This window comes from Kitasatospora sp. NPDC059812 (assembly GCF_042732075.1).
GTDB lineage: Bacteria > Actinomycetota > Actinomycetes > Streptomycetales > Streptomycetaceae > Kitasatospora.
On sequence record NZ_JBHWIO010000146.1, the window covers coordinates 1 to 11,992 of the forward strand.

Here is an 11,992-nt window from a genome sequence, read left to right on the forward strand (position 1 = left end):
GACCGGAAACCACCGTCCTTGCCTTGGGGTCTTCGGAATCCGCCCGGGCGACTTCCTCACGGGCCGGGCGATCCTGATGGCGCGCTGTCCCTCCATTCATCCTCTGTACGGGCCGGCTACTGCGAACTGCGGTACTTCCAACTGCGTGGTAATACGACCTGCTCGGTACTGCTCACACGGGTACTGCGGTAATGCGAACTGCGTGGTAGTGCCAACTACCCGGTACTGCTACGGCGGTCCCTGGCGGTCCCGCCGACTCCGGCAGCCAGCCCCGTTGCCCGTCCTGCTCAACCGCTCGGCTTGGAACCCCACTGCCGGACTCCCAGCGCGCGCGCCCGCAGTCTGGGCGCCTTCACTGGGGTACCGCGCACTGCGACTGCCGATACTGCCGAACTCAACTTCACCTACGAGTAGTGCACTTGCTGAACTGCGGTACCGCTCGGTGGCGGCCCCTGATGCCTGCGGGCCACCTGGCCCGGTCGCCAGTCCCGTCACCGTCCTGCACCTGCTGTGGCTCCGGGACTCTGCTACCGCGCCGCCTTCTTCACGCCCACCTGCCCGGCGTGTCCCGCGTCCTGCTCAACTGCTGGGTACTGCGTACTGCCCTTGCTGAACTGCGGTACCGCTGGGTAGCGGCCCCTGATACCTGCGGGCCGCCCGGCCCGGCCACCGGTCCCGTCGCCTTACTGCACCATCCCTGGCTTCAGGACCCTGCAAACCGTGCCGACCTGCGAACTTCTGCCCGCCAGTTCGTGTCTGGCGGCTTGCTACGAGAGAAACACTAACCACGGTGCGCGGCAATGTCTACTCCAGCGGGCACAGATTTTTCGGTGCCGGTCGGGGAGGTAGTCTTCGCCCCGCACGGGGCTGGGCGGCCGGTCGCCGCAGCCGCGCCGTGACGGAGGACGCCGCGTCCAGCGGCCAGGGATCACGAGTGAACGGGAGGCGAGCGGTGGAAGGGCCGCAGGCCGCGCGGCAGGAGCGCACCCCAGACCCCCATACCCAGGCGGCGCTAGCGACGGCCATCGCCGAAGCCGTGCACGATCGGGACGAGCGGGTCCTGCGCCGGCTGCTGGCCCGCTTCGCCGAACAGGCCGCCATCACGGACCTGCCCGCCCTGCGCGCCGCCCTCGACACCACCCGGCAGCACAGCGACCGCCCGCCGGGGGCCCGATAGGACCGCGCCGGCCCGCCCCACCGCCGGATCAGAGGGCACGGGTGGCGGCATCACAGGTCAGGCACAAGTACCCGGCCCAGCGCGGCGGATACCACCCCTGCCCCGGCCGCTGCGGACTCCACCGGTCGACCACCATGGCCGCGGTGCCCATACCGCACACGGTGAGCGCCCCAGCCCGCCGGGTGCATCCGGATCCGAGGGTGCGGCATGGACCCGCCGCACCGACAGGGCGTCGACCGGATCGCCACCGATCCCCAGGATGAGAGCGTCCAGCGGCTCGACCAGTTCCAGCAGAACCACGATGCCCATAGGTCAACCGTGCGCGCCCACCGCCGCGACCGCGACCGCGCCCGGGGCCGGGCGGCCCGCTGAAGACTTCACCGCACCGGCCGGCCCGCTCGCGGCCCGCCGCGCGAGCCCGGACCGAAGGAGAGAGGTCCGGGCCCGCACGGAGAGGCCGGGCCGCGCCCACGGGCACTCGCCGGCGTCGGCGAGCGAAGCCCGGCAGGGCGCGGCGGCCGGTCGGTGCGGCAGGAACGGGGAGCGGACATCGAAGCCGCATCGCAGCGGTCAGGCGGAGATGGCCTCGCGTTCGCCCTTGGCCGTGATGGCGATCTTGCGGGGGCGGGCCTTCTCGCTGATCGGCACGCGCACGCTCAGCACGCCCTGGTCGTAGTCGGCGTCGATCCGGTCGGTGTCCAGCGCGTCGCCCAGGAACACCTGCCGGGAGAACCGGCCCAGCACCCGCTCGTCCGCCAGCACCTCCGCGCCCTGCGGCAGTCCGGACGCGCGCTCCGCGCGCACAGTCAGGACGTTAAGCTCCACGTCCAGGTCGATGGTCTTCGGGTCGATGCCCGGCAGGTCCAGGCGCAGCACGAACACCTCGCCGTCGCGGTAAGCGACCAGCGGCATCCCCGCCGGCTGGGAGACGGTGCCGACCAGCTGCTGGGTGAGCCGGTCGAGGTCGCGCAGGCCGCGCAGGGAGTCGGTACGCATCAACAAAGGGATCAGCTCCTCACAGTCGCTAACGGTCACGGGTGCCCACGGGCGCCACGGCGCCGGACCTGCCTGGCTCTGTCCTCCCGCCTGGGCACCTCGACGAGAAAGTTATAGCGACGCCAGAGCTTTCTTGACAAGCTGACGCTCAACTTTAGCGAGCCGGGTGCGCGCGACCCTTGGCGCGCTGCCGTCCGAAGGTCGCGGGTTCATGTGAGTACGTCCACCGGGGAGTTCGCGCTGCCGCGGCTCGGCCGCCAGGCCGACATCGGGCGACGGCACAAGCCCCCCAGATCACCTTGAGCCCCTCCTGCTGACGGGCGGTTCCCATGACCTGCAGCCCCAGCCCGGATCCGGCGGATCTGCTCCGCAGCGTTCTTCAGCGCCGGCTTGGGGACGCCCCATGCTTTGCGGCCTCCAAGGGACTGAGGTGACGTCTTCCGCGAACGCGTAGAAGTTCGGCCCGCCGTTGGGTTCCTCAAACGGGATCCAGTTCGCGATCAACGTGAAGGTGTCCCGGTTTGTCGGGGCTGACGAAGGCGTACACGTCGGTGTTGTCGGCCCGCGGATCGCCCGCGATCAGCGGCGCCTCGCGGTGGCTTGAGGCGGAACGGACACCGGGGGTGAGACCGGCCAGCGCGTCGGCCGCGGCGAGGGCGAGCACGCCCATTCCGGCGAGCGGCCGCCCGGCGCGGCGCCCGAGCGCGGGCAGGCGGGGCGAACGAGGAGGCGCATGGTCCGTCTCTCTGGCGGGTGGCTCGGATCGGCGTTCCGCAGCGGGCCGCCAGGCCTCGCGGACGATGGCGCCCCTGCGTTCGGGCGCAGGACACTCCGGGCGACTTCCCACGTGAACGGGCGTGCGGCCCCGGGAGGGGCCCGAGTCGATGCGTGCGGCCTCGGGAGGCTTTGGGGGGAGCTGTCTGGTGCGCGACCGACGGTGGTAAGCCATTCATGCAGTCATCACGCGTAGTGCCGAAGTGTCTACGGAGGTAGTCCATCCGGGAGTCCGGCCTGTGGCACGCTCCGCGAAGCGCTGGGGCCTCACCCGCCGCTGGTCGATGGCGGCAGTTCTCACGGTTGCCGGTGCCCTGGCCATCGGCAGGCGGCGCTCGGAGGGCGGGCTCCTGACTCAGCTGCCGGATCGTGGCGTCACGGCCGGCTGACCCGTTACCCGCGAGCCGCTGGGTACTCGCTCCTGCGGCGAAGTCGAGGGAGCATCGCGTCGACTCGCATCGAGGAAGCACCGGATGTGTGGGTGGACCGCTTCCAAGCCGTCGCTCACCAGGCAGTCTCCCTGGGGCAGACCTCAGCGAGGAACTCCAGCAGGTAGGCCGCGACCGCGTCGGGGGCGCCGGTCTGAGTCCAGATGTAGACGGCGGTGCGCTCCTGCGCGTCGATGCTCTGCAGGACGTATCCGTCGACCAGGCCGCCAGCGCCGGAGCGGTCGCGCACCAGGATCTGCCGGGGCCGACTCTCTTCCTCGGCCAGGGCCTCGACGTCGTCGGCGTCCGGGCAGTCCCGGAACTGGTAAACCCACTGCGCCTGCATACGGATCATTCTTCCGTCTGCGACCAGGGCGCCGCTGCCAATACCCGACTCGCACAGGCCCTGGGGGCGTTCGGTGATTCGCCAGGCACAGGCAGCCGTGCCCGACCCGGATCACCTCCGACCGGGCTTCTGCAGGTGCGACGAAGGGATCAACGATGGGTACATAGCCCGAGAACTCCAGGGTGTCCGACACGGCCAAGCCCTTGTGCCCGGACACGCGCCGGGCCCACGGATGAGGGTCCGGTGCGTCCGGGTAGCGGCGCAGCCGTATGGGCGGGCAAGTCGGCGGGTGAGGCCGGACACCTGCGGCAGCGGGTTCGGCGGCTGACTGGGAGGATCGGTAAGTCGTGGAGCCCGAGGCGTTCGGCGGTCCGGTCCGGTGCAGTCCGGCGACGTCGTAGCGTCGGCGTTCCAGGGATGCTCCTCCCGGTCCCGGGGGAGGAGGCCGACGGTGTAGCCGTCGTCGTCCCACGACCGGCCAGGCCTCCAGGTCGCGTATCCGCATAGCGGTCAGAGGCCGGCGGCTGCTCGGACGGCTCGTGCGGTGCCGTCGGGATCCGGGTCGGTGACGGCCAGGCGGGCGCAGGGCGAGGGACTCTGCAGATCGACGCATACGACGGGCCGGCGCCCTCGGGCACGGACAGCCGCGAAGTCCTTCCCCTGGGGATGCGGACGGGTGCCGATGGACAGGACTCCGGGGATCCACGTGCCTCGTCCGCGCACGCCGCGCAGGGCACGCCACCAGTCGGGTTCCACGGTCACCTGACGGATCGCGGACACGGGCACCCGGACGTCACGGCGACGCGCCGCTGCCTTCTCCCACCACGACAGGGTGGCGACGAGCTCATCGCCTTCCACCACGAGCCTTGCCATCGCTCCTCCGTCCCTTTCCGGCAATGCGCTCGTGATCACCCGATGTGCACTGTGGTACGTCATCCGGTCGGGGGACCACGGGCTACGGCGGCGGTGCCGGACTGCCGTATGCCTCGAGTACGTCCGATGTGGACCGCATGTCCAGTTCGACATTTCCACTGCCCGGGCCCGTCTCGCGGGCGTACCGCAACGCGCCGTCGGCCGAGAACACCGCCGTCACGGTCCAGTCGAGCAGGGACATCGGCATAGTGCCATCCGAATCCCTGCCCACACTCCGGCTGAAAGCCCGCGCCGTCCCGTCGAGACAGTGCGCGTCGTTGCTCAGAGGCGGATCGCCGTCGCTGATGGCCACGATGCTCGACACCGGACCGTGCTGCCGCTACCCGGCTGATCGGCACTGTCAGGCCACCTGGAGGTCGCCCCTCAGGTCCGCCTGGGGTGGTGAACCCACGCGTTTGGTATTCGTGCACTTGGCAGGCCCGAATTCGCGCTTTCCCGGAGTAACCTGGAAGGTGCCGGAGAACTTACCGGAAGGACGATCGCGAGGAGGTAATTATGCAGATTAGTGGAGCAGGAGCCCTGATTCTGCGACTCGTGATCGCGATATCCCATCCCGGCCTTTCGGTCGGGAGATGACGGGGTCACTGAAGTGCCGGGGGGCGCAGGTGCAAATCCTGTTGTTCAGCGTTTATGCAGGGCGTGGGCCGTTTTCGCAGAGATGCGGAGGCGGCCTTTTGTTCTGCGAAGTGGCAGTTGCAGTGCGATCCCATCGCGCGGTTACACGTGTTCGGGACGTTTCTTTCCCCTGAGATCCGGCGGGTGTCCGAGCGGCTCGGGAATACCGTAAAAGAATGTCCGCTTCCTCGTCCGGTGACCGCGTGGGCGTCGCGATCGGCCGGGGCCACCTGATCGGATGCGGACTTGTTGCATGCGGCTTCCGGCGAGGGCCCGCCGGTGCGGCGCGCAAGGCGGTGTGCCGACGGGTCCGCTCCCTGTCAACGGGAGGAGACATGATGAGTCCCGGCGGACAACGTCCCGTAGTGGTCGGCGTCGATCCCGAACGCCCCAGTCGCATGGTGCTCGCCTGGGCCGTCGACGAGGCGGACCGGCGCCGTCTGTCGGTGGCAGGACGCCGGGAATCCAGGTACCTCGTCCCGCACGCCGCGCAGGGCATGCCACCAGTCGGGCTCGACGCTCACCTGATGGATCGTGGACACGGGCGCGCGGACCTCACGGCGACGCGCCGCTGCCTTCTCCCACCACGACAGGTCGACGATGCGGTCATCGCCCTTCACCCCGAGCCGCGCCATCGCTCCTCCGTACCGCCTTCCGGCCTGCGCCGGCCGGTCGGCCTGGAGAGGTCGATGACCGGTCGGAGTACGGTGGGGACACCGGGGTGGTTCAGGTGCTGGCTGTCCGCGGCGTCGTCCTCCCTGGTGAGTGGGCTCTTCCCGGGGCCTGCAGATGGGTGGCGGGCTATGGCGGACGACTCCGACACGCCGTTCCCGGCGCTCCTGCCGGACCGGTTCCGCGAGTCTGCAAAACCCGGTTCGGTGCTGCTGAGTCCGGAGCCGACGCGGTCGCGCGAGGGGACACTCGATGGTGCGTGGTGGCCTCGTTCCCGTGACCTCGGTGCCGAGCTGCCCGGCCTCATCCCTGCGCTGACCGAGCATCTGGGCCCTGTCACGAGCACCGGCCTGAATGCGGACGCGGGGGACGACATCCCGCCCCCTCTGGTCGTCGACGGCCGGTCCGTGCACATCAACTGGAACCCGGTCGGTGATGACACGATGATCATCACGCGGGTGATCGCGATCATTTCACGCTGCTCGTCATCCCTTCGCAAGCAAGCCTCGATGCGGCCCACGCCCCCATGGCGCGGGCGGTCGAGGCCGGCGGCACCGACTCGGCGCAGCGGATCCTCATCGCCACCGGCATTGGCTCCGAGCCTTCCGGCGAATCGTTCTGACCGAGGCGCCACCCGTATGGGTTGTATGGGTGGCAGGAAAGGCATGGTGGAGACATGTCCGTGTACGTGAAACTTTCGGCCGAGGCCAGGTCGCCGTCCGAGCCGTCCAAGGGGCCGTTGGACATGCAGTACCAGGACGTCCCCGGCGGCCTCACGTACGAGTACGACCTTCATCCGAGCGGAGCACTGCGGATCCTGCGCGTCTTCGAAGACACTCCGCACGCGGTCGAGGTTTGCTTCAGCCCTGGGGCGTGGCTTGAGGTCGCGGGCACCTATCTGCGAAGTGGCTCCGCGTACTGAGCCGCGCGGATCTGGTCATCCAGTGCGGGGTCGGCGAGGCGCAGGGCTGCATGGGGCCACGCGGCGGCACAGTCGCTCTGGCACGCCACCGCCTCGACCCGATGCGAAATGAGCCGGAGCCGGTGGCGAACCGCGTGGTGCCGTTCGCTGGTGGCGGCGTTATCCGTCTGTCTGCGGCCGGTCTGCTGCCGGAACACCTGCGGCTGTCAGGAGGTCGGTGCCGGTGCGCGTGTTGGCCGGGTCGGACGCCGTTGTCATCAGCCTCTCGGCGGCGGAGGCCTCGGCGTCGGGGGGAATCACCAGGAGTTCCAGGCGTAGCGGGATGAAGGAGCACACCATCACCTCGTCTGCGTCCTGCTCCTGGTCGAACCACCCGACGTGGATGACGTGGCCTGCGACCGGGACCCGCCGGGGGATGACCGGCCAGTGCGCCGGGTTCACGGTGACCCGGGTGATCCGCCCCCACCTGGGGTCCAGCGCTGCTGCCAGCGGGGGAAGTTCACGTAGGAGGTCGTGCGAGCGGGGCCACCAGGCCCCGTCCAGCCGGCCGGGGGTGGTGCCCTCGGGTGTCAGCCGGAGCCGGACCGGTGGTTCCGGCTCCGAGGGCTGGTCGGCGGCGGGATCGAAGGACGCGGTCATGTCGAACACCTACCCCGGGCTCATTCCGGATGACCAAGTGCTGCAGCGGGGTACCCCAAGCTGTGCATGCCGCAGACGGTGAGCTCTTCCACCGTACTCCGGCCAGGGCCAGGGCCCACCCGGGAGGGCAGAGGGCGGCTGGTGGAGGCTTCCCGACCGGGTGGCAGGACGCCGGCGTCCCGCTCTCGAGGTTGCCGGAGACGTCCCATGTCAAAGGTGTGGTCCCCGCTGCGGGTCTGCATCGTGTTCTACAGTTCTGGGTTTGCGAGGTGGTCGGCGGTGCCGCCCCGCCATTCGACCAGAAAGAGGCTCGCGTCGTCGGTGGTGGTTCCGCCCCGCTCCCGCATCAGGGTGTGCGAGAGGCTCCGCACCATCTCCTGCACGCCTCCACCGGCGGGTCCGACGCGCTCGATGGTGGCGATCAGGCGTTCCTCGCCGAACTCTTCCCCGCCGTTCTGGTGTTCCTCGACGAGTCCGTCGGTGTAGAAGAGCACCCGGTCGCCGCGCCGGAGCTGCCGCACGCTGATCTGTGGTGTGGCACCGCCGAAGCCGACCGGTAGGGTGCCGGGGCTGTCCAGGGTCAGGATGACCCGGTGATCGCGGATCAGCAGCGGTGCCGGGTGGCCTGCGTTGACCCATTGCAGCTCGCCCGTTCCGATGTCCATGCGCATCATCTGCGCGGTGACGAACTGGTCCGGGCCGAACTGCTCGTCGATCGCGGAATCCATGAACGCATAGAGCTCGGCGAGCCCGACACCGGCCCGCCGGGCATGCCGATAGGCGCCCACGGCGACGGTCGCCAGCACGGCGGCGTTCAAGCCGTGGCCCATCGCGTCGATCATGGCCAGATGCAGCATGTCGTCGTTCAGGGCGTAGTCCAGGCTGTCGCCGGCGACGTTGTAGGCGGGCTCCAGGATCCCGGCGACCGCGACCTGCGGGGTGTTCATCGACAGCGGGGGCAGCAGTGACCACTGGATCTCCGCTGCCACACTCATCGGCTCGCGGCGCCGCGCCTGGAAGAACTGGTCCGTGTAGCCGTTCTTGGTGACCAGCATGTCGGCGACCAGCCCGGCGAGACGCCGTAGTAACCGGCGGTCGTCGTCATCGACGCTGTCGAGGGTGACGGCCATGACCCCGACCTCGTCACTGCCGTCCAACAGCGGCAGGAACATCCGTATCCCGTCGGCCTGACGGTGCTCGGCCGGGGTCGTACGGAGGAAGACCTCGCCGGCCCGGGAACCGTCGATGGGCACCGGGTCTCCACCGGTGAGTCCCCTGCCTGGAAGCGGCACCAGCATGAGTTGGCCGTAATCCTGCAGAAGGATCGAGACGTCCCGGCCACCGATCGCGCGGACCTCCTCCGCCACCAGCGGGGCGATGAGCTGCGGCGGCATCTCGTGAGCCCGGTCCAGCAGCTGGCCCAGCAGCCGCTCACCGAAGCCCTCCGACCGGTCCACCGCGGCCCTGCGGTTCTCCCGAGCCAATTCCGCCATGGGCACCTCAATTCCCCGCAGTGGCCCTCTTCGCCGGCCGGCTTTCCTGCCTTGCCCCACGCGGCCACGCGAGCGCCGCACTGGCGTTTTGTCCGTCTCAGCATCGCACCGGCTCTCACCCCGCGACACCCGAGCCAGATCCCGCCAGCAGTGACCCTCCCGGACTGGGCAGCTCGCGACCTCCTCGACATGCTCCGCCCGGACCCCGAGGAGGACGAGACTCCTGCTGCCGACGCGAGGCTCGGGCGTCTCTGACCGGCGCACCGGCCAGAGACGCCCCACCCCCCGATTCCAAGCCGCAGTCCCGAAGCCGTTCGACGCGTGGCTACGCCGCTCGCCGGAGGACCTCGCCAGGCCTGGAGCTCTTCACAGGACAGCGCCGCCGAGTCCACCTCGCGTGGCAGGCTCGGTGACCGAGAGCCCTTCCGGCCCGCGGTCGAGCGGGCGCCCATGCCGCCGTACGATACCCACGGCGCTGGAGCGCGCGCCGTGGGTATCGGTTGTCCGGGGCGCTCGCTAGAGTGGCGGGCCGGTCTGCTGAAGAGGAGTGTGAGGTGCGTGGCTGCCACGGCTGACCACCTCAAGGCACTCCTCAACGCCCATGCCGCCGGCGACGAGGACCGCTTCTACAGCATCGCCCTCCAGGTGGCCGCGAAGTCCGCGCGCCAGGGCCACGGCAAGCTCGCCGTCGAACTCCGCGAGATCATCGATGCCGCCCGGGCCGAGAAGATCCTCAGGCTCGCCCCGACACCCGTCGTCCAGCCCAGAGGTGAACTCGCCAGCCTCCTCACCGCCGGCTACCCCGACGTCCGCCTCGACGACATGACCCTCGCCGACGACGTCCGCGCCCCCCTGGACAAGGTCCTGCACGAGCAACGCCAGCGCGCCCGCCTGGAACGCTTCGGATTCACCCCCGTACACCGCATCCTCCTCTCGGGGCCGCCCGGCACCGGCAAGAGCATGACCGCCGCCGCACTGGCCAAAGAACTCTCCCTGCCCCTGTTCACCATCCGCCTCGACGGACTGATCAGCCGCTTCATGGGAGAGACCGCCACCAAGCTCCGCACCGTCTTCGAAGCCGCCGCCGAGACCCGCGCCGTCTACCTCTTCGACGAGTTCGACGCCCTCGGCGCCGAACGCACCGCCGGCAACGACGTCGGCGAAGCCCGCCGCATCCTCAACTCCTTCCTCCTCTTCCTCGACGAAGCCCCCACCGAAAGCCTCGTCGTCGCCGCCACCAACCACCGCCACCTCCTCGACCGCGCACTCTTCCGTCGCTTCGACCTCGTCGTCCACTACGCACCACCCTCCCCGGAACAGGCGATCGAGATCCTGCAACGACGCCTAGCCGGAATGGACACCACCGGCGTACCTTGGTCCGACCTGATCACCAAGGTCGACCAGCTCAGCCACGCCGAGCTGGTCAAGGCCGCCGAATCCGCGGCCAAACGCGCCATTCTCGGAGGCAACGACGTGGTCGACCAACACCTCTTGACCGAAGGACTGGACGAGCGGCACGCGCTGCGCCATGCCTGACCGGGCCCCGTCGCGGTTCACCCCGTACCGTTGTCCACGGCGGACAGGGTCCAGCGGACGAAGAGCTTTCGGTCCATGAGGTGGACGTCCGACCAGTGCAGGGCGAGGACCTCACTGCGGCGCATGCCGGTACCGAGCATCACCTCGAACAGGTCGGCCAGCTGGTCGGCGTACTGCTCGGCGTTGTGCCGCAGGAACGACGCGGCCTCCTTCGGGGTCCAGCAGGTCCGCTCCTGCGCGCGGGGCTTGGGCGGCACGCAGTGCTCGGCCGGGTTGAACTTCAGCCGCCACGACCGCACCGCGTGGTTCAACGCGTTGGGCAGCGTCGAGACCACCCGGTACAGCGTGACCCGGCCCCGCCCGGCCTTCCGCTGAGCGGCCATCCAGTCCTCGATCTGCTTCGGCCGCAGGTCCAGCAACCGGCACCGCCCGAACGCCGGGATCAGGTCCCTCTCCACGTACGCCGCGTAACCGGCATAGGTGTTCACGGTGAGATCCTCCTTCCGCGCGGCCAGCCACTCCCGCAGGTAGTCCGCCACGGTGGTACGACGCTCCTCGTACGACCCGCTCAGCTCACCCTCCAGCACCGCCGCCAGCTCCTGCGCAGCCTCCGCCTCGGTCGCGAACCCGCCACGACGCCGCGTACGACGCCGGCCGTCCTCCGGCGCCAGGTCAACGCAGTACGTCCACGACCCGTGACCCGCCTCCTCCAGCAACCGCACACACCACGCACCCAACTGCCGCCCGCCCTCGTCCCGGCACCCACACCGCCGGTACACCCTGCCCCGCTGCGCACGCTGTCCCATGTGCTTCTCCTTCCTGAACGCGGTGACCCTGGTCCAAGGCTTGCCGTTCGGCCGGGCGTGGCGGCAGAGCGTGCGGGGCGGTGCGCGAGGTACGTCAGGACCAGCGGGCGAGGACACGCTCAAGACGACACACCGTCCGGAAGATCACCATCCGTATCCAGTGGGTAGTCGAACTTGATCTGCCCGGGCTGGCGAGTGGCAGCGAAGGGTGTCCCGGCCGGCCAGCAGGCGGTGTGGGATCCCGGATTCCGTGTCCTCTCCCCATGGGCGATGTCCACCGCGTGGCCAAAAGGACACGGGAACGGGAATCGGCAGGTGAATCGCTGCTGCCCGAGCCAAGGGTTGTCCCGCAACGGCGGGACGCAAGTGAGATGACCTCTCACGCCATCAGTGTGCTCGCGACCACTGGCAGCGCCCCCGCGGCCCAGCAACGCCCATCTGGACAGGGCGGGCGGCGACGACCGGCGGGTGCTGGCGGGTGCTGGCGGTGCTGGGAATCCCGGAAGGAACCGGCCGGCCCCGGGCGCTCGCCGAAGGCCCGGCCGACGGGGGGCGGCGAAAAGGTTGGTGTGCAGGGCCGACGGAACCGGGTAACGTCTTTGCCATGTTCTTCCAGACCCCGATTTACGAGTGAGCGCGTGATGGGCCCCTGCTG

Annotated in this window: 13 protein-coding genes and 1 pseudogene; 5 read left to right on the forward strand and 9 right to left on the reverse strand. The window is 69.7% G+C overall.

The features are described 5' to 3' along the window. Nucleotides 1-1,036: 1,036 nt before the first annotated feature. Both ACFV6D_RS37750 and ACFV6D_RS37755 read left to right on the forward strand, forming a co-directional pair. Nucleotides 1,037-1,177, forward strand: coding sequence for a hypothetical protein (locus ACFV6D_RS37750; RefSeq protein WP_380495885.1), 141 nt, complete (start codon nt 1,037-1,039; stop codon nt 1,175-1,177). A gap of 207 nt (nt 1,178-1,384) precedes the next feature. Further along, on the forward strand, nt 1,385-1,549 hold the full coding sequence (locus ACFV6D_RS37755) for a hypothetical protein (RefSeq protein ID WP_380495883.1): 165 nt from the start codon (nt 1,385-1,387) through the stop codon (nt 1,547-1,549). Nucleotides 1,550-1,747: 198 nt separating this feature from the next. On the opposite strand, the gene ACFV6D_RS37760 is transcribed toward ACFV6D_RS37755, so the two are convergent. From ACFV6D_RS37760 to ACFV6D_RS37785, 6 genes and pseudogenes are all read right to left on the reverse strand, one after another. Then, the gene (locus ACFV6D_RS37760; RefSeq protein ID WP_380495881.1) at nt 1,748-2,173 is read right to left on the reverse strand and encodes an Hsp20/alpha crystallin family protein; all 426 of its coding nucleotides are present in this window, start codon (nt 2,171-2,173) and stop codon (nt 1,748-1,750) included. A gap of 435 nt (nt 2,174-2,608) precedes the next feature. Continuing rightward, nucleotides 2,609-2,843: pseudogene (locus ACFV6D_RS37765) on the reverse strand (DUF4331 family protein); the annotation flags it as partial. Between the two features lie 608 nt (nt 2,844-3,451). Then, entirely contained in the window at nt 3,452-3,730 is a 279-nt protein-coding gene (locus ACFV6D_RS37770; RefSeq protein ID WP_380487725.1) for a hypothetical protein, read from the reverse strand. A gap of 501 nt (nt 3,731-4,231) precedes the next feature. Further along, nucleotides 4,232-4,594: a hypothetical protein gene (locus ACFV6D_RS37775; protein WP_380563245.1), complete on the reverse strand. Its 363-nt coding sequence runs from the start codon at nt 4,592-4,594 to the stop codon at nt 4,232-4,234. An 82-nt stretch (nt 4,595-4,676) separates the two neighbouring features. Further along, nucleotides 4,677-4,958, reverse strand: a complete 282-nt coding sequence (locus tag ACFV6D_RS37780) for a hypothetical protein (RefSeq protein WP_380563247.1) — start codon at nt 4,956-4,958, stop codon at nt 4,677-4,679. 631 nt (nt 4,959-5,589) lie between these two features. Continuing rightward, nucleotides 5,590-5,904, reverse strand: a complete 315-nt coding sequence (locus tag ACFV6D_RS37785) for a hypothetical protein (protein WP_380563249.1) — start codon at nt 5,902-5,904, stop codon at nt 5,590-5,592. Nucleotides 5,905-6,072: 168 nt separating this feature from the next. On the opposite strand from ACFV6D_RS37785, the gene ACFV6D_RS37790 reads away from it, so the two are divergent. Both ACFV6D_RS37790 and ACFV6D_RS37795 read left to right on the forward strand, forming a co-directional pair. Beyond that, nucleotides 6,073-6,633 carry a DUF5994 family protein gene (locus tag ACFV6D_RS37790; RefSeq protein WP_380563251.1) on the forward strand — a complete coding sequence of 187 codons (561 nt, stop codon included), beginning with the start codon at nt 6,073-6,075 and terminating at the stop codon, nt 6,631-6,633. Continuing rightward, a complete protein-coding gene (locus ACFV6D_RS37795) occupies nt 6,624-6,863 on the forward strand; it encodes a hypothetical protein (RefSeq protein ID WP_380495693.1) in 240 nt (79 codons plus the stop codon). Before ACFV6D_RS37790 ends, ACFV6D_RS37795 begins: the two co-directional genes overlap by 10 nt. Before the next feature lie 159 nt (nt 6,864-7,022). On the opposite strand, the gene ACFV6D_RS37800 is transcribed toward ACFV6D_RS37795, so the two are convergent. Beyond that, nucleotides 7,023-7,502 carry a DUF5994 family protein gene (locus tag ACFV6D_RS37800; protein WP_380495692.1) on the reverse strand — a complete coding sequence of 160 codons (480 nt, stop codon included), beginning with the start codon at nt 7,500-7,502 and terminating at the stop codon, nt 7,023-7,025. Between the two features lie 248 nt (nt 7,503-7,750). Beyond that, nucleotides 7,751-8,995, reverse strand: coding sequence for a PP2C family protein-serine/threonine phosphatase (locus ACFV6D_RS37805; protein ID WP_380495690.1), 1,245 nt, complete (start codon nt 8,993-8,995; stop codon nt 7,751-7,753). Between the two features lie 558 nt (nt 8,996-9,553). Here ACFV6D_RS37805 and ACFV6D_RS37810 point away from each other — a divergent pair. Next, nucleotides 9,554-10,531: an AAA family ATPase gene (locus ACFV6D_RS37810; protein ID WP_380563253.1), complete on the forward strand. Its 978-nt coding sequence runs from the start codon at nt 9,554-9,556 to the stop codon at nt 10,529-10,531. A gap of 17 nt (nt 10,532-10,548) precedes the next feature. On the opposite strand, the gene xerC is transcribed toward ACFV6D_RS37810, so the two are convergent. After that, a complete protein-coding gene (gene xerC, locus ACFV6D_RS37815) occupies nt 10,549-11,247 on the reverse strand; it encodes a tyrosine recombinase XerC (RefSeq protein WP_380563255.1) in 699 nt (232 codons plus the stop codon). Between the last annotated feature and the right edge of the window lie 745 nt (nt 11,248-11,992).

Bases quoted from the DNA above. Each gene is read 5' to 3' on its own strand.
- ACFV6D_RS37770 (WP_380487725.1), bottom strand. From the start codon at position 3,730: ATGATCCGTATGCAGGCGCAGTGGGTTTACCAGTTCCGGGACTGCCCG.
- ACFV6D_RS37755 (WP_380495883.1), top strand. From the start codon at position 1,385: ATGGACCCGCCGCACCGACAGGGCGTCGACCGGATCGCCACCGATCCC.
- ACFV6D_RS37785 (WP_380563249.1), bottom strand. From the start codon at position 5,904: ATGGCGCGGCTCGGGGTGAAGGGCGATGACCGCATCGTCGACCTGTCG.
- ACFV6D_RS37800 (WP_380495692.1), bottom strand. From the start codon at position 7,502: ATGACCGCGTCCTTCGATCCCGCCGCCGACCAGCCCTCGGAGCCGGAA.
- ACFV6D_RS37805 (WP_380495690.1), bottom strand. From the start codon at position 8,995: ATGGCGGAATTGGCTCGGGAGAACCGCAGGGCCGCGGTGGACCGGTCG.
- ACFV6D_RS37775 (WP_380563245.1), bottom strand. From the start codon at position 4,594: ATGGCAAGGCTCGTGGTGGAAGGCGATGAGCTCGTCGCCACCCTGTCG.
- ACFV6D_RS37790 (WP_380563251.1), top strand. From the start codon at position 6,073: ATGGCGGACGACTCCGACACGCCGTTCCCGGCGCTCCTGCCGGACCGG.
- ACFV6D_RS37760 (WP_380495881.1), bottom strand. From the start codon at position 2,173: ATGCGTACCGACTCCCTGCGCGGCCTGCGCGACCTCGACCGGCTCACC.